Below are 21063 nucleotides of genomic sequence, written 5' to 3' on the forward strand. Positions count from 1 at the left end.
TGGAGTCACCATGAAGAACGTTCCCACCCTCGACATCCGTCGTTACGACACCGACCGCGACGCCTTCGTCGCCGAGCTCGGCGCCGCTTATCGCGAGTTCGGCTTCTGCTGCATCAGCGGCCACGGCATCGATCCGGCACTGGTCGATGGCGCCTACGACACGTTCCAGCGCTTCTTTGCGCTACCCACCGAAACCAAGATGAAGTACCACGTGCCCGGTTCCGGCGGCGCGCGTGGCTACACGCCGTTCAAGGTGGAGACCGCCAAGGACAGCGCGCATCCGGATCTCAAGGAGTTCTGGCACGTGGGGCGCGAGATTCCGCGCGACTCGAAGTTCGCCGACGTGATGGCGCCCAACCTGTGGCCGACCGAAGTGCCGGACTTCAAGCGCTACGGCTACGGCCTGTTCGAGGCGCTGGACCAGCTCGGCACGCGCGTGCTGCGCGCCCTGGCGCTGCACGTCGGCCTGCCGGAGAACTACTTCGAGGACAAGACCGACCTGGGCAACTCGATCTTGCGGCCGATCCACTACCCGCCGATCACCCAGGACGACATCCCCAACGTGCGCGCCGGCGCCCACGAGGACATCAACTTCATCACGCTGCTGGTTGGCGCCAGCGCCGAAGGGCTGGAAGTGCTCACCCGCGAGGGCGAGTGGCTGCCGATCACCACGCAGGGCGACGCCATCGTGGTGAACATCGGCGACATGCTGCAGCGCCTGACCAACCACGTGTACCCGTCCACCACGCATCGCGTGGTGAACCCGAAGAACGACAACGCGCGCAAGCCGCGCTACTCGGTGCCGTTCTTCCTGCATCCGAACCCCGACGTGGTGCTCGATCCGGTGCCTGAGTGCATCACGCCGGACAACCCCAGCCGCTACGACAGCTCGATCACCTCGCACGAGTACCTGCTGCAGCGCCTGCGCGAGATCAAGCTGATCTGATCGAGGGTGACTTCCGGCCGGCGTGCGCCGGCCGGGAGGCTTGCTAGCTTGCGGCACACTTCCACCGGGTGTCGCGCATGCTCCGTTATCTCGCTCTCTTCCTGATGGCCGGATTCGCGTCGGCGATCCACGCTGCACCGGGTGAACCCAATCGCCCGTTCGATGGCTTCGTGGGCCGGTGGAACTGCAGCGGTCATTTCGCCAGCGGCAAGGCAATCGCCGCGCGTATGGAATACGCCGCCGATCTCAGCGGCAACGCCTTGCTCAAGCACCACGCGGACCGGCCGCCGGCGAGCTATCGCGCCGTCGAATCCTGGAGCCAGGTGCCGCACGCCGGTCGGTACGCGATGGTCGTGCTGGACAGCTTCGGCGGCGCACGACGCTTCACCAGCGCGGGCTGGCAGGGGCAGGTACTGACTTGGCAGGGCGATGCCCAGGTGCAACCGGCGCAACGCTTCGTCTATACCCGCCTGGACGACCGCACATACCGCATCGACTGGGAGCTGGCGCGGGACGGCAAGCCCTTCATCATGGGCGATACGCTGACTTGCGTCCGCCAGGACTGAACCGTTGGCGCCCATGTCTGCGTCGGCCGCTTGTGGGGACTAGGGATGTCGCCGAGTGGCGGGCATCACGCCATCCAGAAAAACACCGCGGTCATCCGCTTCGATTCCGGGCCGTCCAGGCCCCAGTACGCCGAGGCGCTGTGGATGATGTTGGCCTTGTAGACCAGCAGCCGGTTGTACCGATGCGGCACGCGCACGTCCTCGACGAACGCGGTGGGCGCCACGAAGCGGCTGCCCAGTGCATCGACCAGGTTGCGGTGCGGCGGCATCACCATGTTGCCGCCGAGCTGGCCGTTGGGCATGCGCTGGCGGAAGAAGCTGGTGCCGCAGCGGTCCGGTGCGTCCGGGTGCAGGTACAGCACCGCGGCATAGCGGCAGAGGTTCAACGAATCGGTGTGCGGCTTCACGGCGCCCTCGGTGGAGCCGACCACCTGCACGCAGTTGTGGTTGAGGTGCTGGCCTTCCGGCGTCTGCTCCACCCACAGTCGGCTGGCGCCGGTGAGCTGGCGCACCTTCGCCTCGATCGCGCCGAGCTCGTCCGGCTCCAGGGCATCGCTGGCGCGCATGCCCGGCCACACCTCGCCGGTAGTCGGGTAGCCGAACTCCCATGCGGTCTTGGCCAGACAGCGGCGGCGTACCTCGTCGGGGTTGGGCAGGGCGTCATCCACCACCCAGTAGTCGCGGCCTTCGGTGGGCTTGCGATACGGTAGGGGCCGCATGGCCGGGTGCTTGGGAAACAGCGACATGCTCGGCGATCTCGGTGCAGTGCGTGGGCGCCACAGTAGCGCAAGCGAGGTCGTTCAATCGTGGTGGTTGCGGTAGCGCCCGGACTGGCGATGGGACAGCCACAGCGCGAGCCGGTCGGGCAGCCACTCGGTAATCGCCTTGATCGTGCGGTTGACCCGTCCCGGCACGTACACCACCGCGCCGCGCTCCACCGCGTCGATGCCCTGGCGCGCCACCTCGTCGGCGGTGAGCCACATGAAACCGGGCATCGCGTTCATCTTCTGCCGCGTGCCGGTGACGTCGTGGAACTCCGACCAGGTGAAGCCCGGACACAGCGCGCTTACGTGTACCCCCGCGTCGCGGTTCTCCAACGCCAGCGACTGCGACAGCTTGATCAGGTAGGCCTTGGATGCCGCGTACAACGTGTGTCCGGCCGTGCCCGGCACGAAACCAGCGAGCGAGGCCACGTTGATCACCCGGCCGTGACCGCGCTCGCGCATCCCCGGCAGCAGTCGCCAAGCCAGCTCGGTGGGGGCGGTCATCATCACCTGGATGAAGTCCGCATGCGCCGGCCACGGGTTGGCCACCAGTGTGCCGGGCAGGCCGTAGCCGGCGTTGTTGATCAGCCAGTCCACCTGCAGGTTGCGCGACTGAAGCTCGTCACAAAGCACCGCGGGCGCCTGCGGATCGGACAGGTCGGCCGCCGTCACGTGGCAACGATTGCCGTGCGCGCGCTGCAGCTCGTCGGCCAGTGCCTGCAGGCGCTCCTCGCGCCGCGCCACCAGCACCAGGTCATGACCCCGCGCGGCCAGGGAGCGGGCAAATGCTTCGCCGATGCCGGCGGAGGCGCCGGTGACCAGGCTCAGGGGGCGGGTGGCAGTCATCGCGGATCCTCGTTCGCAAAGGCGTCTATCTTGACCGGCCCGGCGCGCCGGATGCCATGTCCGATTGCCCGAATCGGGGCCGCGTCGCTAAGCTCGCGGTTTTTTACGAGGCGTCCCCCATGCGCAAGAAGCTCGTGGCAGGCAACTGGAAGATGCACGGCAGCCGTTCGATGGCGCAGGCGCTGGTGGCGGAACTCGCCGCCGCGTGCTCGCCCGAGGTCGACGTGCTGCTGATTCCGCCGTTCCCCTACATTCCGCTCGTTGCGCCCGCCTGCCAGGAAGCCGGGCTGGCCCTGGGCGCGCAGGATCTGAGCGAGCACGAGGGGCAGGGCGCCTATACCGGCGAAGTGGCCGGCGCGATGCTCAAGGACGTGGGCGCGGAGTGGGTGCTGGTGGGCCATTCCGAGCGCCGCCAGTATCACGGCGAGAGCGATGCGCTGGTGGCGCGCAAGTTCGCCGCGGCGCTGGCCAGCGGCCTGACCCCGATCCTGTGCGTGGGCGAGACGCTGGCCGAGCGCGAGTCTGAGCAGACCGAGGCGGTGGTCCAGCGCCAGTTGCGTGCCGTGCTCGAGCAGGTCGGCATCGCCGCGTTCGACACCGCCGTGATCGCGTACGAGCCGGTCTGGGCGATCGGCACCGGACGCACCGCCAGCCCCGAGCAGGCGCAGCAGGTGCACGCCTTTCTGCGTAGCCAACTCGTGAAGGAGGATGCTATGATTGGCGGTCTGACGCGGCTGCTGTACGGCGGCAGCGTCAAGGCATCGAATGCCGCGGAATTGTTCGCGCAGCCCGATGTCGACGGTGGTCTGGTGGGCGGTGCATGCCTGCTGGCCGCCGACTTTATCGGCATCTGCTCGGCCGCTCGTTGAGCGCAACGGAATCCATACCTACATGTTCGTCATTTTCAGCGTGTTCTACATCCTGGTCGCCGCGTCGATGATCGTGCTGATCCTCATGCAGCGCGGCGCCGGTGCCGATGCCGGTTCGGGTTTCGGCGGCGGCGCATCGGCCACCGTGTTCGGCGCCCGTGGCTCGTCCAACTTCATGAGCCGTGCCACGGCTGTGCTGGCGGGCCTGTTTTTCCTGCTCAGCCTCGGCATGGGCATGTACCTCAGCCACAGCGGCGCACCGCAGCCGACCAATGACGATCTGGGCGTGATGGCGGGGCTTGCCAAGAAGGCCCCGGCCTCCCAAAATGCGCAGCCCGCCGCAACGGTGAACAGCGATGTTCCGCAGGCGGCGAAGCCGGCTCCGGGGTCTGACGTCCCCGCCGCGCCGGCCACGAAGAACACCGACGTACCGGCTCCGGCCTCGTCGGCGAAGTAAATCGAAACACACCTGCCCAGGTGGCGGAATTGGTAGACGCACTACCTTGAGGTGGTAGCGACGAGAGTCGTGGGGGTTCGAGTCCCCCCTTGGGCACCAACAGCAGTTTCAGGACATCTCACGAAGTCTCAGAAACACACCGAACCCCGCCTAGCTGCGGGGTTTTTTGTGTCTGGAGGTCTCAGGGACGTTCGTGGCAGCTTGGACTTTTGGGTATGGTTTTGGGTATGGTTTTTGGTAATTCACCCAAACCGGTCCCCGTGCATGCCCAAGCTCGCCACCCCACTCACTGAGCTGCAAGTCAGCAAGGCCAAAGCAAAGAGCAAGCCGTACACACTCGCTGACGGCAACGGGCTCTGCCTCATCGTGAGCACTGCCGGCGGGAAGACATGGCAGGTGCGCTATCGATTGCCGGACGGCACTAGGCCGACGCCCGCAACCATCGGCCGTTATCCCTCGTTGACCCTCGCTGAAGCGCGCGTGCGGGCGGTGGAGGTGCAGCGCGACGCAAAGGCCGGGAAGGTGACCGCTGGCGTGCAGAAGACACGGCAGGCGGCCGTGGATGCCGACAGTGCCGAGCGCATTGCCGAGGAGAAGGCGGCGGCCGAGCGGCAGCACGCGAGCTTCCGGGCTGTCTCCGGGCGCTGGCTGGCCGAGAAGCGCCCGACGTGGGCGCCTGAGACGCACCGCAAGGCTCGGCTTGTGGTCGATTCCTACCTCGTGCCCAAGATCGGCGATGCAGACATGCGCACGCTGGAGACCAAGGATGTGCGGCCCGTGCTGGTGGAGATGGCCGCGAACACGCCGCAGCTCGCACGCAAGGCGCGGCAGTATGTCGGCAGCATCGTGGATCATGCGATCAATGAGGGCCTGAGGGCCGACGAGAGCGCGCTCAGGCTTGCCCGGATACTCCCCACGATTCGTAGCGGGCATATGCCGGCCGTGACGGACGATGACAGCCAGCTAGGCGAGGTCATGCGGGCCATCGGCGCCCACGGTAATCGCGTGGTGCGTGCGGCATTGCTGCTGGCGTCGATGACGGCGATGCGCTCGGGCGTGGTCGCTAGTGCGCGATGGTCGGAGATCGACCTGGAGGCCGGCGAGTGGAGGATTCCCGGCAAAGAGCCAGACGGCAGCAACCGCATGAAGACCGGGAAGGACTTCACCACCTCGCTGCCGTGGCAGGCCGTGGAGGCCCTGCGGGAAATGCACGCACGCTCGGCCGGTGATGAATACGTGTTTCCGCCGCAGGCACGGCAGCAGACCCCGCACCTGTCTCGCGATTCGCTGAGCTTGGCGCTCCGGCAGATGGGGTTCCAAGGCCAGCACACTACGCACGGCTTCCGGGCATCCTTGCGCACCCTTGGGCGTGAGCGGCTGGGCATTGACGTGGACGTGCTGGAGGCACAGCTCGCCCATGCCCCGAAGGATGAAGTGGAAGCGGCCTACGCGCGTGTGAAGTTCCGCGAGAAACGCCGGGAGGTCATGCAGGCGTGGGCGGACTATCTGGACGAGTTGAAGGAAAGCGGGAAGGTGGTCCCGTTCAAGCGGAAGGCGTGAGAGCGGGAGCCCTGCACGCCTTTTGTGTCCGTGTGTCCTGATCTGTAGTTTTCGCTGCGAGCTAGTCGCGAGCGTTATCCACGTTTGGATCGCCACGGGATGCATCAGCGCCGCCACCGTCCACGAAGATGCAGCCGTAAATGACCACCGCAACCGAAGCCACAAGCCAAAGAACTGCCACGCGCACCCCGACCTGAGTCCCGAACAGCAGAGCACCGAACAAAAGCGGGGCCGGAGTGAACCCCGCAATAAGTACGGCGCTAGCCAACTTGCCGCGCTTCACTGCGCGTCCTGACTTTCAGCGACAGGCGACTGATCCACCGCCGACTGTCTGCCCGCGAGTTTCGACCATACAAATGCGGCCACCGCGGCCGCGATGGCCCACGACGGATCGAACATGGCAAACACGAAATCCATCGGGCCTGACTTCCAGCCGAGGAATACTGTTGCCCCGAAGGCGCAGGCGATAGCCCAGCAGATGAAAAAGCGCGCAAGTCCCTTCACGTTGTTGCCCCTGTAGTGTCATGCACAAGCCTGCAGACGCGCAGGCAGTGACCGGCACGCTGCCGGCCCCACCAATGTCGCATGAAAATGCGGAGTCACAAGAGCGCACAGGAACCGACTGACATAGCCAGCGCCCGGGTGCGGCGTGGCCGACTACAACGACACGACGATGGGCGGCACCTCCGAGCCTTCCACCCAAAGCACCCAGCTCCCACAGTGCCACCGTCGAGCCCCCGACGGCTCCCGGGCGGACCACAGCAGCCCCAGCCCACGCCCGGCCCAAGACACATCACGCTGCAACGAGTAGCAGCGGCCGAACATCTGCACACCGAAATGAATCACAAGCTGTCCCCTGTAGTGCCCGCCGGGATCGATGCCGCGGCGTGACGGGCAACCGCAGCGACGGTGCGGAAGGTATCGACAAACGCGGAAGGTGCAAGTCTAATAACTTGCTGAATCAGATGGTTATTCTTTCCAATCGTCAATCAATGATCAATGGCAAGCATTGACTCTTGGAGACCTTCCGAAGGCATCCACCCAAGGCGCGCGCAATGACGACAGACAACACCTCTGAGGGCGCCCGGCTAATGGCTGAGGCGCGACTCGCACGGACACGAGAGCTGCACCAACTGACCACGAGCGGCTGGCAGAGGAGGGCGCCGGCATTTGCGGTGATTGCAATGTGTGTGCTGGCATTCGTCTTCCTAGCGGCCTTCGTAACGGTCGCGGCGCGCTGGCTTTGAAGACGAGGAAGTCTCGAATCTGAGGGCTTCAAATGAGCACCGCTACTCACGAGAGGTATGTCTTCCTTCGCTTCGCGGACCTGAGCGTGTACGAAGCCATATTGATTCTCGAACAACACACAGACGCGGTACCCCATCGCCTAGGCTACGCAGCCTTACGCTACGCCGTCATCTGTTATATGCGGCCATTCACCGCCGGGAAAACGCGTCACGAGTTCCCGCAGCCTAAGGGCTCCCCACGACGGCAGATTGCGTTACCCCGCAGCATCGTTCCCAGCAAATTCGCCGAGCTGCACGACGAACTCCGGAATTACCGCCACGGGGCTTTCGCCCACACCGACATCGACAAATTGAACCCGAGACTCGGGCTCTCGCCTAGCAACCAGCACGGGTTCCCCATTGCTTGTAATCCAATCGATCGCAAACCTCTGCACCTCCATAAGAGTGCGATGCTCGGGCTGTTTCAGGGTGTGCGGGACGCGATAGGAGAGCAGATGCGGCTGGTGGAGGACGAAATCCGTCAGAGCTTGGCCGAGCCACTGCCCGAGTGAATGCACGTGGTGAGAGCATCGGCGCGACTGCACTTTGTCATTATCTCCGACAGGATAAAGACCCTCGCCAACTGGTACCCCTTATCAAGCGGGACCACCGTGGCACTTGCCCTTTGTCACCCCCTCCGCACCTCCGCCACCCGCACCGTCGCTGCTGTCATCCAGCAGACCCCCATCCGCAGAGACCAGGAGGGCCGGTACTGCCTCAATGACCTGCACAGGGCGGCTGGCGGTACAGAACGCCACAAGCCGGGCAACTTCATGCAGCTCAGTAGTACCGCTGAGCTGACTGCGGCCATTTCTAACTCCGGGGATTCCCGGATTAACCCCATCGACCTCTCCCGTGGCCGTTAAGGCGGCACCTACGTCCACGAAGACCTCGCCATCGACTACGCCGCGTGGATCAGCCCGGTGTTCAAGCTGGAGGTCTACCGGGCATTTAAGTGCCAGCCTAGGAGGAAGGGCGCGGCGGGCTGGCCGAGTAAAACGTTGAACCTAGGACGAAGGCGCTCCGCGCCGCCGAGTAAAAGCGCCAACCTAGGACCAAGAGCGCTCCGCACCTCTCGCTGAGTAAAAGTTGCAGCCTAGGAAGAAGGGTGCACCGTGCCGGCTGAGTAAAACGCACAGCTTAGGACCAAGAGCGCTCTGCGCCTCTCACTGAGTAAAACGCCAAGCCTAGGAAGAAGGGCGCGGCGGGCTGACCGAGTAAAACTGCAAGCTTAGGACCAAGAGCACCCACGGTCCCCGTTGATACCCAGCGAGACGAGTAAAAGCGCCAGCCTAAGAGAAAGACCCACCCGGACACCACCGGGAACCGAGGAGGCCCCAGCGGCCACCGCGGTGCCTTGTCGTGCCCGTCATTCGAGCACCACCACCAACACGAGACCACAGACGCATGATCGATATCGACCCCCAGCACCTTGCCGCAGCCATCGCCGTGGCCGAGCCGTTCCTGTTGCGCACCATCGCCTTCGAGCCCGACACCTTCGACCTGCTGAAGCACCAGCAACGCAAGCTGGAGAGCCGCATCCGCCGCGACACCAGCAACGCCGAGGTGATCAAGTACCTGATTCACACCCACCCCGAAGCGCGGGCGCTGGGCATTGAACATTGAGCAAGCGTTCCAGCGGCTCCAGTCGGCCGATGTGCAGATGCTGCCGCTGGCAGAGCTGAAGACAGACGACACCTTCCAGCCCCGCGAGGTCCGCATGGTGCCCCACCGAGAACAGGCGGGAGTGGAGCGGCGCAGCGAGGACCACATCGGCGCAATGCGGCTTGCGCTGGAGGCTGCACAGGGCACCGAGTTGGAGCCCGTCCTTGTCGCCGAGGTGGAGGGCAGCAGGTACGTGGTCGATGGACACCACCGCCTGACGGCTTACCGCAGAGCCCAGCGGGAGACCATCCCGGCCCGAGTGATGCCCATGGAGAGAGCGCAGGCCGTGCTGGTCTCCAAACTGGTCAACTGTGCCGGCCGGGCTCTTGAGATGCATGCGGAGCAACGCAGGGACGCCGCGTGGCAATACATAGCGGCAGTGACGAAGCGCGGAGCTACCGGCCTTCCCGCTGGGCAGTCACTGCGGACCATCGCGGGCCGCTTCGGGATCGGAAAGAACACCGTAGGCACCATGGTCCGCAAGGTGGCCCAAGTGAACCTGAAGGCATGGCCGGAATCATCGCGCGACCCCGGCACCGGATGGCCGCGTTGGCGAAAAGTGCGCGAGGGCGGAACCGCTTGGCAACAGGAACTGGAGCAGATGGACATGGACCAAATCACGCAACATGAGGCCGAGCAGCTGGCGAAGAAAATCGGTGCGTTACAGGAGCGAGCTGACCCCGAAGCCTTCCGGCGCGCCTTGCGAATACTAGGCGTTGAGGACCTGCTAGCAGTGAATTGCCAAGACGCGCGGGACTTCGAGGCTGAGACCGCCGAAGCCGTCGATTTCTAGCAATCGCAAACCGCGCCAGATAGCCACCCACTGTCCCACCAGTGAAAGGGTTTAGGACAGTTGGCATGTCCCCACAGGGACACTTTCACGCGCCTCGCAGCACCAGAGTCCCCACTGTCCCCACGGGGACACGTCGCTAGAACCACCGGGCCACCATCGGCTCCTTTCGTCCGCCGCGGCCACTCTGCCGCAGTACCCCGGACAACCCCACCGAACCACTAAAGAACGCCCATGCACTGCCCGCCCTGCGGACGGTGCCGGGCGCCATTGCATTCAAAGGAACAGCAGATGAAAGAGTACAGGCAGCAGGCAGCCCCCCAATTCACCACCGACGCAGATGGGAACCGATTGGCCCATATCGCCCTAGCACACACTCACGAGCGAGCCACCTTGTACGCCGAGGACTACGAGCGTGTTCTCGCGCAGGGCTTCTCCCCGTACTGGGCCATCGCCAGCACCGGCGGCCGTCATCGGTATGTACTGGTGCAGGCGCGCTCACCGTCCAATGTTGGCCGCTCCCTGACTGTGGCTCGTTTGGTCGCCCAAGCCGGAAAAGGCCAGCGCGTCGGCTACGCAGACGGCGACCGCCTCAACCTCCGCCGCGAGAATCTGGTCTTGATCAAAGGTCCGGCAAAAGCAGCCGCGGGCTGGTTGCATCCGAAGTCCAACAAGGCCACAAGCAAGCCCTCTGCGGCCATCCCGACAGCGCCGACTGCCGGCCCCATCTCCTTACCACCCCGGGCGCCGTTCGCGCCGCGCGTGGTCGATACCGCGTCACTAGGCCACCGAGTGCGGAAGCAGATGGCCCAGCAGGCTCGCGAGGTGACTCCGTGATTACCTTCGATATTGTGAGACCCGCAGTGATCCCCGAGCTGGCCCTTAGGCTGTCGCGGGCGGACCTCGTGGAGCTTGAGCGGCGCGGCTGGCGGTCTCCGGCAGATGCCATCCGGGCGGCAGTCGGGGCTTCCGTGGAGGCGTTCACGGCGTCATGGGATGGCGAGGTCCGGGCAGTGTTCGGAGTCGCCGAGTGGCGCGGAGAGACGCCCGAGGGTTTGGAGCGCGTGGGTATGCCGTGGCTGCTTTGCTCAACGCCACCGCCATACGTCCAGATGACGTTTATGCGGATGGCGGAGGAAGTCATGGAGCGATGGTCGCGCACCTTCCGCACGCTGATTGCGTGCGTGGACGCCGAGCACACCCGAGCCCGGAGGTGGTTGGTGAGCCTTGGCCTGCACCCGGTGAACGAGCAGCAGCACAACGGCTTCCCGGTCATCGGATTCATGCGCCACAACCCGCAGGGAGATAGCGCGAATGTGTGAACCTGCGAGCATCACCATGGGCGTGATCGCCGTGCTATCAGCAGGTGCAGCCGTATACAACGCCAACCAGCAGCGGCACGCACTGGAAGACCAGATGAAGCTGCAACAGGAGCAGACCGACCAAGGCGCGCAGGCACAGACGAACGATCGTCTGAAGCAAGCCCGCGAACAGCGAGCCGCTGCCCGGGCTGCATCCGCCGAGACCGGCGCGTCCGGTAACTCCGCTGAGGCGATCCTCACGGACCTGCTGATGCAGTCCGGTCGGGATGTGTCACGGATCGAGAAGAACCGCGAGAACGGCCAACTGGAGAACCAGCAGCAGGCCCGCAACGCTTCGGCTCAGATTAACGGGCAACTGGTCAGCGGCCTTGCGGGGTCGGTGGGTTCGGGCATCGAAGCAGGGAAGGCCATGCGGACGGATTACCAGAACTACATCCCGAAGATTCCCGACGCCGGCCAGCATGCGCCGCCCACAGTCACCCTGGACCGACAGCGCTACGTCATCGGAAGCTGATAACAGCCACCAGAAATTTCCACCACAAATTTCCGTTACCCCATCAAAGCAGATTGAAGCGCGCGCTTCCCCCCGTGCCCCCGTCACCGACCACGCGCAGGAGCGAGCGGGCCGCCATCCACCCCACCACATCGTCCGGCACCACCGCGGGCGTCCCGGCCACTCCGGGCGCCCCGGCGTGCCCAAGGAACCCAGCGCATGACTACAACGAACCAGACGCGCCCCGCGTCGTCCACCATCATCCGACTGCCTGAGGTGCTGAGCACCACCGGGCTTTCCCGGCCCACCGTGTACCGCAAGGTGAAGGAGGGCACCTTCCCGCAACCGCTGAGGCTCGGCGCTGCCGCCGTGGGCTGGCTACTCCACGAGGTCGAGCAGTGGATTACCGCATTGGCGGAAGCGCGTAACAATGGGATGCCCGGGGCGGGGATCGAACCGAGTGCGGCCAGCAGCTGACGCAACCCGCCGAAGCTGCCCGACCTGCCCAAGCGCTGCGGTTTGGGTATGGTTTTGGGTATGAAATGGCAAAGCCTGCGCAATGATGCTTGCAGAAACAGTTAGTTGCGCGGCTAGTTGGGTCTCCCCTTGGCACCACATAGCGTTTCGGGGACTCTCATCGAGAATCCAGGGAACACCTGAAAAACCGCGCTCCGGCGCGGTTTTTTTGTTTGTGGCTTGGCGTGGTCTCCAGACATGCATCGATATGTCGGCGGCGGGGCTTGTTCTGCAGGGGCGGCCAGGATGATGCTTGGGTTTGCGGGCGTGCTATCGCGCCGAGTCATGCCTTGCTGTCCGCGCCCTGGAGGGAGAACGATCATGCGCACGTTGTCTTTCTGCATCGCCTTTAGCTGGGGGCTGGCCGCGCTTTTCGGTCGGCCAGGCGCCGCCGCGGCGGGTGAGGCGGCCACGGCCAGCTTCGACTGTCAGCGCGCCAACGGCTCGGTGCAAAAGCTGATCTGCAGCGATTCTGGCCTGAGGGTGCTCGATCGGCGGATGGCGAGCGTCTATGCCGCGGCGCTTGCCAAATCAGCCAACCAGCATCCGCCGGTGCTGAAGGCCGAGCAGCGCGGTTGGATCAAGGGGCGTGACGATTGCTGGAAGAGCGCGGACCTGCATGCCTGCGTGCAGGACAGCTATCGCCAGCGCATCGCCGAACTGCAGGCGCGCTACGCGCTGGTGGCGGGCCGTGGACCGTTTGTCTATGCCTGCAACGGCAGTGCGAGCGACGAACTGGTGGCGACGTTCTATGCCACCGATCCGGCCACGGCGATCGTGGAACGCGGCGACCGCAGCGTGCTGATGTTCCAGCAACCTTCGGCCAGCGGTGCGCGTTATGCGGGGCCCAACGAGACGTTCTGGGACAAGGGGGGCGAGGCCCGCGTGACCTGGGGCTACCAGGCACCGGCAATGGGCTGTCGCCGAAAGGACGGCTGAGGCTGGATTACTTCGCCGCGCGCCGCTCCAGGCGCTGCGCGATCTGCCGTCGCCATTCCCCGGACAACGCCGGCACCGTCAGCGCCCGGCGCAGCAGGGTCGTGGCGGCCGGATCGTTCGGTGCGAGATAGGCCGCAAACAGGTCGCGGATGCTGATCTTCTCGGTCGGCGAATCCTCCACGTTCACGGCATCGCCAGCGGTGATCGTGCCTTGCTGCAGCACGCGCAGGTAGGCGCCGCTGCGCAGGGATTCGGCAAAAAGCCGTGGCATCGCCGGGTTGCCGAAGCGCAGCCCGAGCTTGAAACAAGGCACGCGCGGCTGGGTGACCACGAAACGTGCGCTGCCGATGGTGAGCGTGTCACCCAGGCACAAGGTTGCCTCGTCGAGCCCGGCCACGGTGAGGTTCTCGCCAAACTGACCATGCGCAAACGCCGCGTCGATGCCGAGCGTCTCCTGCCACCAGGCGTAGTGCTCCAGGCTGTAGGCGTACACGGCCTTGTCCGGTCCGCCGTGATGCACGAGGTCGGCCTGTCCGTCGCCGTCGAGCTGTGCGGAGTGAACGCGGACCGGGCCGCCGACCGGGCGTTTGAAAATGCCGGTTTGCACTGTGCGGGCGCCATGCGCGAAGGCCTGGGGCAGCGCGACGCTGACGGTGGCGAGGGTCATCGGCATGTCGTGGGTTCTTGCGATCGAGGGCGGTCCATGATGTCGCAGGGCGTAAAAATTTTTACGCAGATTTTATGCGTCAGCGCCGATTTTCGTTCTTTTCGCCTGCCGATTTCCGCACAATGCGCGCCTTGCCACGATAACCCGGCACCGGGTGGTGCGGGCGTGGCGTGAAGCGACGGTGCCACCGTCGCCGGGAGTCTTCGCAATGCAAGCTTCATCGAAACGGCGCGTAGCGGCCTTGGCCCTGGGCGCCGTCGGCGTGGTCTATGGGGACATCGGCACCAGCCCGCTGTACACGCTCAAGGAAGTATTCGGCCCGCACGGTGTGCCGGCCTCACATGACAACGTGCTCGGTGCGCTGAGCCTGGTGTTCTGGTCGCTGATCCTCGTGGTGTCGGTGAAGTACCTGCTGTTCATCATGCGCGCCGACAACAAGGGCGAGGGCGGCATCATGGCGCTGATGGCGCTGGCCCAGCGCAGCGCGCGCGACCTGCCGCGGATGCGCCTGGCGATCGCCGTGCTGGGCATCTTCGGCGCGGCTTTGTTTTACGGCGACGGCGTGATCACGCCGGCCATCTCGGTGCTGTCGGCGGTGGAAGGCCTTAAGGTGGCCGCGCCGCACCTGGAGCACTACGTGGTGCCGATCACCGTGGGCGTGATCCTGGCGTTGTGCTGGGTGCAGAAGCGCGGCACGGCGCGCATCGGCGCGGTATTCGGCCCGGTCTGCGCGGTGTGGTTCGTGAGTATTGCGGCGCTGGGCGTGCTCGGCATCGCGCGGCACCCAACGGTGCTCTATGCGTTGCTGCCCACCTATGGTGTAGCGTTTTTCACGCACAACCACGCCGAGGCGTTTTTTGCGCTCGGTGCGGTGGTGCTCGCCGTCACCGGCACTGAGGCGCTTTACGCGGACATGGGGCATTTCGGCAAGGGGCCGATCCGCCTGGCCTGGTTCAACTTCGTGCTGCCGGCGCTGGTGCTGAACTATTTCGGGCAGGGCGCGCTGATCCTGCACGACCCGGGCGCCATCGCCAATCCGTTCTATCACCTGGTGCCGCGTGCGCTGCTGTATCCGATGATCGCTCTGGCCACGGCGGCGACGGTGATCGCTTCGCAGGCGGTGATCTCCGGCGCGTTCTCGATGACCCGCGAGGCGATGCAGCTGGGCTACGTGCCACGCATGCAGGTGGTGCACACCTCGCACGAGATGTCCGGCCAGGTCTTCGTGCCGTGGATCAACCGCACGCTGCTGGTGCTGATCGTGCTGGCCGTGGTCGGCTTCCGCTCGTCGGACAACCTCGGCTCCGCCTACGGCATCGCGGTGACCGGCACGATGGTGATCACCACGCTGCTCGCCCTTATCGTGGCGCGGCGGCAGTGGGGCTGGAGCGTGCCAGCGGTGATCGTGGTGGGTATGGGGCTGCTCACGGTGGACCTGGGATTCTTCAGCGCCAACATCATCAAGATCGAGTCCGGCGGCTGGTTTCCGCTGGCGCTGGGGCTGGTGGTGTTTCTGCTGATGACCACCTGGCGCCGCGGACGCGAGCTGGTGGTGCGCGAGATCCAGCAAGGTGGGCTGGCCATTGCGCCATTCATCGTCAACATGACCGAGCACCCGCCGGTGCGCGTGGCCGGCACGGCCGTGTTCCTCACCGGCAACGCCAACACCGTGCCGCATGCGCTGCTGCACAACCTCAAGCACAACAAGGTTCTGCACGAGCGCAACGTGCTGCTGACGGTGGAAACGCTGGAGACCCCGCTGGCCGAGGCCGACGAGCAGATCGAGTGGACGGCGCTGGAGGGCGGCTTCGGGCGCCTGCGCCTGCGCTTCGGCTTTGCCGAGGATCCGGACGTGCCGAGCCGGCTGGCCCAGGCGGGGCGAAGCGGCATCACGTTCGACATGATGGACACCACGTTCTTCGTGTCGCGCGAGAGCGTGGTGGCTGGCACCCGTCGTCGTGGCATGGCGCTGTGGCGAGAGAAGCTGTTCGTGATGATGGCGCGCAACGCGATGCCTGCCACAGCGTTCTTCCAGATTCCCGGCAACCGGCTGATCGAGCTGGGAGCGCAGGTGGAGATCTAGGCCTTGCCCGCCGGGCGTCGCGCCAGCACGATCGCTCCCGTGCCGCCCGGCTCACCTGCTGGAGTTTCATCCATGACTAGCTCGGCCCCCCGTGTGCTGGTGATCGACGACGAGGCGCAGATCCGCCGCTTCCTCGACATCGGGCTGCGCGCCGAGGGCTACCAGGTGCTGCAGGCGGCCACGGCGGCGGAAGGCTTGGCGCTGGCCGCCACGCAATCGCCGGACCTGGTGATCCTGGACATCGGCCTGCCCGATCGCGAGGGTCACGAAGTGCTGGCCGAGCTGCGCCAGTGGAGCAGCGTGCCGGTGATGATGCTGTCCGTGCGCGACTCCGAGAGCCAGAAGGTGCGGGCGCTCGACCATGGCGCCAACGACTACGTGACCAAGCCGTTCGGCATCCAGGAGCTGATGGCCCGTTTGCGGGTGCTGCTGCGCAGCCGTGTCGCGGCAGCCAGCACCGAGGCGCCGCCGCGCTACGACGACGGTCACCTGGTGATCGACCAGATGCGTCGCGAGGTGCAGCTCGACGGCGCGCCGGTGGCGCTTACTCGCAAGGAGTACGCCGTGCTGGCGCTGCTGCTGCGTTACGCCGGGCGCGTGGTGAGCCAGCAGCAGTTGCTGCGCGAGGTATGGGGTGCCACCCACGTACAGGACACCCACTACCTGCGCATCGTTGTCGGGCGGCTGCGGCAGAAGCTGGGCGACGATCCGGCCGCGCCGCGCTGGCTCAAGACCGAGCCGGGCGTGGGATATCGCTTCCTGACAGGCGAGCCCGACTGAGGTTATTCGGCGTCGGCCTTGCGCCGGCGGCGTCGCGGTTGCGGCTGGGCCAGCAGCGACTGCAGATAGGCCACACCTTCCTCCTCCGGGAAGAACGCCACCACGTCGGCCACGGTCAGGTTGTGCCGGGCGCGCAGCGCCAGGAACTCCTCGCGCACGCGGGCCAGTCGCTCCGCCTCGGCGGCCTTGGTGCTGGGCCGGCCGCGTTTTTTCGGGGCGACCGGCATGGGGGCAGGCGCTGCCGGGGGCGGTGCCTCGGCGGGCTTGTCTTTCGCCTTGGCCGCGTCCAGCGCGGCCAGCTCGGCCTGGAACTGGCGGAAATCGTAACTGCTCATGGGGTCAAGCTAGGGTGGCTGGGAAGGAGCATCATCTTCGCATGGCGCACCGTTCGCTGCGGTTTCACGGTGCCGCCGCGGCTGCTGGTGCGGCCTGGCGCCAGGCGCGCAGCCCCATCGCCGCCAGCACGATGAACCCGGCATACAGCACCGAGGTGATCAGCAGGTGCTTGTAGACGTATTCCCCCACGTAGATCACGTCGACGACGATCCACAGCCACCAGGCGGCGATATGCCGCCGGCCCTGCCACCACTGAGCCACCAGGCTGAAGCTGGTGAGGGCGGCGTCCAGCCAGGGCAGGGCGGCATCGGTCCAGCGGTGCATCACGTAGCCGAGCGCCAGCGCGCCCGCCACGCCGATGGCCGTGTGTGCCGCCGCCGCCGCGAACGGCAGCGGCGCCACCTGCACGCGGCCGTCGTCGCCCAGATGGCGCAGCCAGCGCCGCCAGCCGTAGACGATGAGTCCGGCGAAGGCCAGCTGGAGCAGGGCGTCGGAATACAGCTTGGCGTCGACGAAGATGCCGCCGTAGACCAGTACCGAGGCCAGTCCCACCGGCCAGCACCACGGACGGCGCTGGGCGGTGAGCCACACCGCCCACGCACTGATCAACGCCCCCACCAGCTCGACCAGGGTCATCTTCAGAACCCGACCGTGACCGACAGCCGCGCCAGTCGCGGCGCGCCTGGGTACAGGTAGCTGTCGCCGCCGGTGCTGCCGGTGTCGCGCCAGTAGAAGCGGTTGAACAGGTTGTCCACGCTCAGGTGCCAGGTCATCGCATGGCCGCTCCAGTCGGTGGTGTAGCGCAGGCCGGCATCGAACACGTTGTACGCCGGCACGCGGGTGCGGCCATCCGGCGTGGCTGGATTGGCACTGGCGTAGCGCCAGCCGCCGAGCAGGCTGAGGTCGGCTGCGACCGGCAGGCGGTAGTCCAGATAGACGGCCGAACGCAAGCGCGGCACGTTGATGAGCTGGTGCCCCTCGTAGACCGGCGTGCCGGTATCCGTGACGCGCGCCTGGATCAGGTTGACGCTGGCGGTGAGGCGCAGGCGGTCGTTCAGGCGTCCGGCCGCGTTGAGTTCCAGTCCGGTATGCGCCTGCTGGCCGCGCTGCACGAAGCTGAAGCCGGCGGGCGAGCCGTCCGGCTGCGCGTACTGGTAGGGCTGGCGGATGCGGTACAGCGCGCCCTGCAGGCTGAGTGCGTCGCTCCACTCGTACTTCACCCCGGCCTCGACCTGGCGTGAATGCACCGGCGCCAGGATCGTCCCGCCGTTGCTGGTCCAGTACGGCGCCTCGCCGCCCAGCGACAGGTTCTCGCTGTAGCTGGCGTAGACGGTGAGCGGCGCGCTGGGCTGCCACAGCAAGGCGGCCTGCGGCAGGGTCTTGCTCAGGCGGGTGTGGCGTTCCAGCACCAGGCCGGTGTCGTCGTAGGCGCGCTCGTCCAGCCGCACGAAACGGGCGCCCGCCAGCAGTTGCCACTGCGCGCCGAAGTGCACGCGGTCCAGCGCGAACAATGCGCGCTGCCAGCTGCTGAAGGTGCGCGCCGAGGGCCCGGGCTGGTTCGGCGAGGGCGCGAAGTAGGGCGGGTCGACCTGGTCGATGTTGCCGGTGCCGACGTAGTCGTACACGTAGGGGCGCTGGTCCAGCGTGCGGCGGAACGCGCTGGCGCCCAGGCTCACTTCGTGGCTGAGGCTACCGGTATCGAAACCGCCCTTGAGCACGGCGCGCACCTCGTCGTTCTGGCGGGTGTCGTCGGGGCTGCGGAAATCGTAGATGTCGTAGTCGCCGTTCGGCGCAAAGAAGTGGCCGGGATACTCACCGGTGGCGCACTGCGGCGCGTAGAAGCAGCCGTAGGCGAAGGCCACGTTGTCGTCGATCACGGTGTGGCTGTGACCGGCCGAAAGCTGCGCGCGCCATTGCTCGCTGAAGCGGTAGGCGAAGCGCACGGTGGTGTTGCTGGAGTGGATGCCCACCGGCTGCTGCCACGGCTCGTAGCCGAGCAGGCGCGTGTTGCTGGGGTGCGCGGGAATCGTGGTGCCGCCGAGCAGCTGGTAGCCGGACACCGAGCGTTGGCCGCTGGTCTGGTAGTTGCTGTCCAGCTCCAGCGTGGCGCGCTCGCTGATCTTCCAGTCCGCCGCCAGCGAGAGGAAGCTGCGGCGGCCGGGCGTGTGCCGCACGTAGGAGTGCATGCCCTCGTGCGCGGCGTTCACGCGCACGCCGAACGTGGGGCTGAGCCAGCCGCCGATATCCACCGCGGCGTAGCGCGAACCGTGCGAGTCAATGCCCAGCGTCGCGCTGCGCACGTCGGCCGGGCGCTTGCTCACATAGTTCACCAGGCCGCCGGGCGCCACGATGCCGGCCTCCAGCCCGCCCAGGCCCTTGAGGATCTCCACCCGCTGCTTGTCTTCCAGCGGGGTGAGCTGCTCGCCATTGATGGTCATGTCATTGAGGCGGTAGGCGGTGGCGAGATCCAGCACGAAGCCGCGGATGGCCAGGTTCTGGTAGTAACCCACCGGCGCGTAGTTGTCGCCCACCGCGGCGTCGGCCCGGGCCAGCTCGCTGAGCGTGCGCGGCTGGCGGTCGTCGAGCTGGTCGCGGGTGATCACCGTGACCGACGCGGGCGTGTCGTGCAGCGGCGCGTTGCCGAAACTGCCAAACGTATCCACCTGCGAGCTCTCCGCGCGGTAACCCTTGTCGGTGGTAGCGGTGACCTGCACCGCGCCCAGGCGCTTGGCCTGTGCGGGATCATGCGTCGCATCGTCGGCCGCATGTGACGGCGCGGCGGCAGCGAGCGCCAGCGCGGAAACGAGGGCGGCAGCGAGGGGATGTCGGTGCGGGAGGGTCATGGTCGTCGTCGTCTCAAGAGGGCAGGACGAAGCGACGGCGCGCCACCGACGCACGGACGTGCGCGATGGTGCTGCAAGCTCCCTACGCCGGTGCTAGCCGGATCAGGTTCCAAGGGACTCTCTCAGCCCGGCATTCGCCGGGCACCCCCGCTTCAAGGCGCGCATTGAACCACGAATGAGGCCGGCGCGTCAGGCCGAGGCGCGAATGGCGTCCAGCAGGGCCTGCCCGGGAGGCGTGGAAAACCAGGCGGCATGGCCGCGCAGGAAGGTGTCGTAGGCGACATCCGCGGCATGCGCGTCTTGCGTAACGGCGTGGAAGTACTCGACCTCCGACAGCGCGAAATCCACGTGCACCACCGGCAGCAGGTCGGCGAGCAAATGGACGTCCGAACGATCCAGCGGGCGTACCCTGCAATAGCCGGCGATCAGCGCTAGCGCGATGTCGGTATGTACGGCGGCCGCGCCGCGATCGAGCTCCAGCCAGGCGATTGCGTTGCGCTCGATGGCGGTGGCCAGATCGAACAGCGCGAAGGTGGCGGCGGACAGGCCGAAGTCGAGCACGGTGGTCACCGCCGCGTCGTCACGGTCGCCGCTCCAGCAGAGATTGGAAACGTGCCAGTCGCCGTGCGTCCACAGTCGCGGCTGGGCGGCGAGCGCCGGCTGGGCGTGCTGCCAGGGCGCGAAGACCGCCGCGAGATCGTCGCGCCAGTCGCGCCCGCGCAGGTAGTCGACCAGACCGGGGCGTTCGTGCAGCTGCGCGGCGAGCGCCTGCACCGGGTCGGCGGCCGTGACCAGTTCGCTGCGCGCCACCAGCAAGTGCGTGCTGCGCTGGGGCGCGGCGTATCCCGCGGCGCCCTGGTGCAGGCGGGCGAGCATCCGGCCGGCGCTGGCGGCATGCGCGGCGCGGCCGGGCGGCGACCAGGAGATCGCCTCGCGATACAGATCGACACCGGCGGCCTGGGCGTGCACCTCGTACACCCAGTCGCCGCGCACCATCGCCGTCTCGCCGCGCGCATCGGCAAACAGCCGGGCAAGCGGCAACCCGGCGCGCCGCAGATGCGCGATGAACGCATGCTCCTCGCGCAGGACATTGCCACTGCGCACGCGGCGGTGGTGGCGCTTGACGAACGCGGTGCCGTCCTCGGTGTGCACTAGGCACGCCGCGGACAGGGGGCGCGGGCTGTGCCAGAGGATCTGACGCACCGACGCAAGCGAAGGGATGTCCGCCAGCAGGGCGCGCACCTCGTGCTCGGTGAGGGCAGGCCAGTCCGCGGCAATCTCGTCGCCGGCCAGGCCGTGCACGCGGTGGGAGGAGTCGGTCATCGTCGAGGTCGC

At 66.5% G+C, this 21063-nt stretch carries 24 protein-coding genes, 1 tRNA gene, 1 pseudogene and 1 riboswitch; of the genes and pseudogenes, 18 read left to right on the forward strand and 8 right to left on the reverse strand.

Going from position 1 to position 21063, the window contains the following annotated elements:
- Positions 1–10 precede the first annotated feature (10 nt).
- Together ACQVBX_RS05280 and ACQVBX_RS05285 are read left to right on the forward strand one after the other, a co-directional pair.
- Positions 11–946, forward strand: coding sequence for an isopenicillin N synthase family dioxygenase (locus ACQVBX_RS05280; RefSeq protein WP_431636915.1), 936 nt, complete (start codon positions 11–13; stop codon positions 944–946).
- A 77-nt stretch (positions 947–1023) separates the two neighbouring features.
- On the forward strand, positions 1024–1512 hold the full coding sequence (locus ACQVBX_RS05285; RefSeq protein WP_431636917.1) for a hypothetical protein: 489 nt from the start codon (positions 1024–1026) through the stop codon (positions 1510–1512).
- Between the two features lie 65 nt (positions 1513–1577).
- Here ACQVBX_RS05285 and ACQVBX_RS05290 read toward each other — a convergent pair whose 3' ends face one another.
- Both ACQVBX_RS05290 and ACQVBX_RS05295 read right to left on the reverse strand, forming a co-directional pair.
- Complete coding sequence (locus tag ACQVBX_RS05290) at positions 1578–2258, reverse strand: DUF6445 family protein (RefSeq protein ID WP_431636918.1); 681 nt, start codon at positions 2256–2258, stop codon at positions 1578–1580.
- A gap of 54 nt (positions 2259–2312) precedes the next feature.
- Entirely contained in the window at positions 2313–3122 is an 810-nt protein-coding gene (locus tag ACQVBX_RS05295; protein ID WP_431636919.1) for an SDR family NAD(P)-dependent oxidoreductase, read from the reverse strand.
- Positions 3123–3241: 119 nt separating this feature from the next.
- On the opposite strand from ACQVBX_RS05295, the gene tpiA reads away from it, so the two are divergent.
- From tpiA to ACQVBX_RS05315, 4 genes are all read left to right on the forward strand, one after another.
- Positions 3242–3991, forward strand: a complete 750-nt coding sequence (tpiA, locus tag ACQVBX_RS05300) for a triose-phosphate isomerase (RefSeq protein ID WP_431638117.1) — start codon at positions 3242–3244, stop codon at positions 3989–3991.
- A 22-nt stretch (positions 3992–4013) separates the two neighbouring features.
- Positions 4014–4448, forward strand: a complete 435-nt coding sequence (gene secG, locus ACQVBX_RS05305; RefSeq protein WP_431638118.1) for a preprotein translocase subunit SecG — start codon at positions 4014–4016, stop codon at positions 4446–4448.
- A gap of 14 nt (positions 4449–4462) precedes the next feature.
- A tRNA-Leu gene (locus ACQVBX_RS05310) sits at positions 4463–4547 on the forward strand.
- Positions 4548–4712: 165 nt separating this feature from the next.
- Positions 4713–6008: a tyrosine-type recombinase/integrase gene (locus tag ACQVBX_RS05315; protein WP_431636920.1), complete on the forward strand. Its 1296-nt coding sequence runs from the start codon at positions 4713–4715 to the stop codon at positions 6006–6008.
- Positions 6009–6287: 279 nt separating this feature from the next.
- Here the strand turns inward: ACQVBX_RS05315 and ACQVBX_RS05320 are convergent, their stop codons facing one another.
- Positions 6288–6512: a hypothetical protein gene (locus tag ACQVBX_RS05320; RefSeq protein ID WP_431636921.1), complete on the reverse strand. Its 225-nt coding sequence runs from the start codon at positions 6510–6512 to the stop codon at positions 6288–6290.
- A gap of 775 nt (positions 6513–7287) precedes the next feature.
- Between ACQVBX_RS05320 and ACQVBX_RS05325 the strand changes: the two genes are divergently transcribed.
- The 9 genes and pseudogenes from ACQVBX_RS05325 (at position 7288) to ACQVBX_RS05365 (ending at position 13019) form a co-directional block, all read left to right on the forward strand.
- Complete coding sequence (locus ACQVBX_RS05325; protein WP_431636922.1) at positions 7288–7806, forward strand: hypothetical protein; 519 nt, start codon at positions 7288–7290, stop codon at positions 7804–7806.
- Positions 7807–8376: pseudogene (locus ACQVBX_RS05330) on the forward strand (KilA-N domain-containing protein).
- A gap of 325 nt (positions 8377–8701) precedes the next feature.
- Positions 8702–8920: a hypothetical protein gene (locus ACQVBX_RS05335; protein WP_431636924.1), complete on the forward strand. Its 219-nt coding sequence runs from the start codon at positions 8702–8704 to the stop codon at positions 8918–8920.
- Positions 8910–9752 carry a ParB N-terminal domain-containing protein gene (locus ACQVBX_RS05340; RefSeq protein ID WP_431636925.1) on the forward strand — a complete coding sequence of 281 codons (843 nt, stop codon included), beginning with the start codon at positions 8910–8912 and terminating at the stop codon, positions 9750–9752. Before ACQVBX_RS05335 ends, ACQVBX_RS05340 begins: the two co-directional genes overlap by 11 nt.
- Positions 9753–10040: 288 nt before the next feature.
- On the forward strand, positions 10041–10586 hold the full coding sequence (locus tag ACQVBX_RS05345; protein WP_431636927.1) for a hypothetical protein: 546 nt from the start codon (positions 10041–10043) through the stop codon (positions 10584–10586).
- Positions 10583–11071 carry a hypothetical protein gene (locus ACQVBX_RS05350; protein WP_431636928.1) on the forward strand — a complete coding sequence of 163 codons (489 nt, stop codon included), beginning with the start codon at positions 10583–10585 and terminating at the stop codon, positions 11069–11071. Before ACQVBX_RS05345 ends, ACQVBX_RS05350 begins: the two co-directional genes overlap by 4 nt.
- A 16-nt stretch (positions 11072–11087) precedes the next feature.
- Entirely contained in the window at positions 11088–11585 is a 498-nt protein-coding gene (locus ACQVBX_RS05355) for a virion core protein, T7 gp14 family (protein ID WP_431636930.1), read from the forward strand.
- 198 nt (positions 11586–11783) lie between these two features.
- The gene (locus ACQVBX_RS05360; RefSeq protein WP_431636933.1) at positions 11784–12041 is read left to right on the forward strand and encodes a helix-turn-helix transcriptional regulator; all 258 of its coding nucleotides are present in this window, start codon (positions 11784–11786) and stop codon (positions 12039–12041) included.
- 360 nt (positions 12042–12401) lie between these two features.
- On the forward strand, positions 12402–13019 hold the full coding sequence (locus tag ACQVBX_RS05365) for an MliC family protein (protein WP_431636935.1): 618 nt from the start codon (positions 12402–12404) through the stop codon (positions 13017–13019).
- 7 nt (positions 13020–13026) lie between these two features.
- Here the strand turns inward: ACQVBX_RS05365 and ACQVBX_RS05370 are convergent, their stop codons facing one another.
- Positions 13027–13692 carry an MOSC domain-containing protein gene (locus tag ACQVBX_RS05370; RefSeq protein WP_431636936.1) on the reverse strand — a complete coding sequence of 222 codons (666 nt, stop codon included), beginning with the start codon at positions 13690–13692 and terminating at the stop codon, positions 13027–13029.
- 30 nt (positions 13693–13722) lie between these two features.
- Here ACQVBX_RS05370 and ACQVBX_RS05375 point away from each other — a divergent pair, with 30 nt between their 5' ends.
- The 3 genes from ACQVBX_RS05375 to ACQVBX_RS05385 all read left to right on the forward strand — a co-directional run bounded on the left by ACQVBX_RS05375 (position 13723) and on the right by ACQVBX_RS05385 (position 16549).
- A complete protein-coding gene (locus tag ACQVBX_RS05375; protein ID WP_431636938.1) occupies positions 13723–13860 on the forward strand; it encodes a hypothetical protein in 138 nt (45 codons plus the stop codon).
- 34 nt (positions 13861–13894) lie between these two features.
- A complete protein-coding gene (locus tag ACQVBX_RS05380) occupies positions 13895–15769 on the forward strand; it encodes a potassium transporter Kup (protein WP_431636939.1) in 1875 nt (624 codons plus the stop codon).
- Between the two features lie 72 nt (positions 15770–15841).
- Positions 15842–16549 (forward strand): response regulator, encoded by a 708-nt coding sequence (locus ACQVBX_RS05385; protein ID WP_431636940.1) that lies wholly within the window; start codon positions 15842–15844, stop codon positions 16547–16549.
- 2 nt (positions 16550–16551) lie between these two features.
- Here the strand turns inward: ACQVBX_RS05385 and ACQVBX_RS05390 are convergent, their stop codons facing one another.
- The 4 genes from ACQVBX_RS05390 to ACQVBX_RS05405 all read right to left on the reverse strand — a co-directional run bounded on the left by ACQVBX_RS05390 (position 16552) and on the right by ACQVBX_RS05405 (position 21051).
- The gene (locus ACQVBX_RS05390; protein WP_431636941.1) at positions 16552–16884 is read right to left on the reverse strand and encodes a 2-hydroxyacyl-CoA dehydratase; all 333 of its coding nucleotides are present in this window, start codon (positions 16882–16884) and stop codon (positions 16552–16554) included.
- Positions 16885–16948: 64 nt separating this feature from the next.
- The gene (gene pnuC / locus ACQVBX_RS05395; RefSeq protein ID WP_431636943.1) at positions 16949–17521 is read right to left on the reverse strand and encodes a nicotinamide riboside transporter PnuC; all 573 of its coding nucleotides are present in this window, start codon (positions 17519–17521) and stop codon (positions 16949–16951) included.
- A 2-nt stretch (positions 17522–17523) separates the two neighbouring features.
- The gene (locus ACQVBX_RS05400) at positions 17524–19728 is read right to left on the reverse strand and encodes a TonB-dependent siderophore receptor (protein ID WP_431636944.1); all 2205 of its coding nucleotides are present in this window, start codon (positions 19726–19728) and stop codon (positions 17524–17526) included.
- 62 nt (positions 19729–19790) lie between these two features.
- A riboswitch (TPP riboswitch) is annotated at positions 19791–19887 on the reverse strand.
- A 30-nt stretch (positions 19888–19917) separates the two neighbouring features.
- Positions 19918–21051 carry a phosphotransferase enzyme family protein gene (locus ACQVBX_RS05405; protein WP_431636945.1) on the reverse strand — a complete coding sequence of 378 codons (1134 nt, stop codon included), beginning with the start codon at positions 21049–21051 and terminating at the stop codon, positions 19918–19920.
- Positions 21052–21063 lie beyond the last annotated feature (12 nt).

The organism is Dyella thailandensis (assembly GCF_050749815.1).
Taxonomy (GTDB): domain Bacteria; phylum Pseudomonadota; class Gammaproteobacteria; order Xanthomonadales; family Rhodanobacteraceae; genus Dyella_A.

Bases quoted from the DNA above. Each gene is read 5' to 3' on its own strand.
- ACQVBX_RS05390 (WP_431636941.1), bottom strand. From the start codon at position 16,884: ATGAGCAGTTACGATTTCCGCCAGTTCCAGGCCGAGCTGGCCGCGCTG.
- ACQVBX_RS05285 (WP_431636917.1), top strand. From the start codon at position 1,024: ATGCTCCGTTATCTCGCTCTCTTCCTGATGGCCGGATTCGCGTCGGCG.
- ACQVBX_RS05365 (WP_431636935.1), top strand. From the start codon at position 12,402: ATGCGCACGTTGTCTTTCTGCATCGCCTTTAGCTGGGGGCTGGCCGCG.
- ACQVBX_RS05360 (WP_431636933.1), top strand. From the start codon at position 11,784: ATGACTACAACGAACCAGACGCGCCCCGCGTCGTCCACCATCATCCGA.
- pnuC (WP_431636943.1), bottom strand. From the start codon at position 17,521: ATGACCCTGGTCGAGCTGGTGGGGGCGTTGATCAGTGCGTGGGCGGTG.
- ACQVBX_RS05385 (WP_431636940.1), top strand. From the start codon at position 15,842: ATGACTAGCTCGGCCCCCCGTGTGCTGGTGATCGACGACGAGGCGCAG.
- ACQVBX_RS05295 (WP_431636919.1), bottom strand. From the start codon at position 3,122: ATGACTGCCACCCGCCCCCTGAGCCTGGTCACCGGCGCCTCCGCCGGC.
- ACQVBX_RS05335 (WP_431636924.1), top strand. From the start codon at position 8,702: ATGATCGATATCGACCCCCAGCACCTTGCCGCAGCCATCGCCGTGGCC.
- ACQVBX_RS05325 (WP_431636922.1), top strand. From the start codon at position 7,288: ATGAGCACCGCTACTCACGAGAGGTATGTCTTCCTTCGCTTCGCGGAC.
- ACQVBX_RS05315 (WP_431636920.1), top strand. From the start codon at position 4,713: ATGCCCAAGCTCGCCACCCCACTCACTGAGCTGCAAGTCAGCAAGGCC.
- ACQVBX_RS05290 (WP_431636918.1), bottom strand. From the start codon at position 2,258: ATGTCGCTGTTTCCCAAGCACCCGGCCATGCGGCCCCTACCGTATCGC.
- tpiA (WP_431638117.1), top strand. From the start codon at position 3,242: ATGCGCAAGAAGCTCGTGGCAGGCAACTGGAAGATGCACGGCAGCCGT.
- ACQVBX_RS05280 (WP_431636915.1), top strand. From the start codon at position 11: ATGAAGAACGTTCCCACCCTCGACATCCGTCGTTACGACACCGACCGC.
- ACQVBX_RS05405 (WP_431636945.1), bottom strand. From the start codon at position 21,051: ATGACCGACTCCTCCCACCGCGTGCACGGCCTGGCCGGCGACGAGATT.
- secG (WP_431638118.1), top strand. From the start codon at position 4,014: ATGTTCGTCATTTTCAGCGTGTTCTACATCCTGGTCGCCGCGTCGATG.
- ACQVBX_RS05380 (WP_431636939.1), top strand. From the start codon at position 13,895: ATGCAAGCTTCATCGAAACGGCGCGTAGCGGCCTTGGCCCTGGGCGCC.
- ACQVBX_RS05345 (WP_431636927.1), top strand. From the start codon at position 10,041: ATGAAAGAGTACAGGCAGCAGGCAGCCCCCCAATTCACCACCGACGCA.
- ACQVBX_RS05370 (WP_431636936.1), bottom strand. From the start codon at position 13,692: ATGCCGATGACCCTCGCCACCGTCAGCGTCGCGCTGCCCCAGGCCTTC.
- ACQVBX_RS05355 (WP_431636930.1), top strand. From the start codon at position 11,088: ATGGGCGTGATCGCCGTGCTATCAGCAGGTGCAGCCGTATACAACGCC.
- ACQVBX_RS05400 (WP_431636944.1), bottom strand. From the start codon at position 19,728: ATGACCCTCCCGCACCGACATCCCCTCGCTGCCGCCCTCGTTTCCGCG.
- ACQVBX_RS05375 (WP_431636938.1), top strand. From the start codon at position 13,723: ATGATGTCGCAGGGCGTAAAAATTTTTACGCAGATTTTATGCGTCAGC.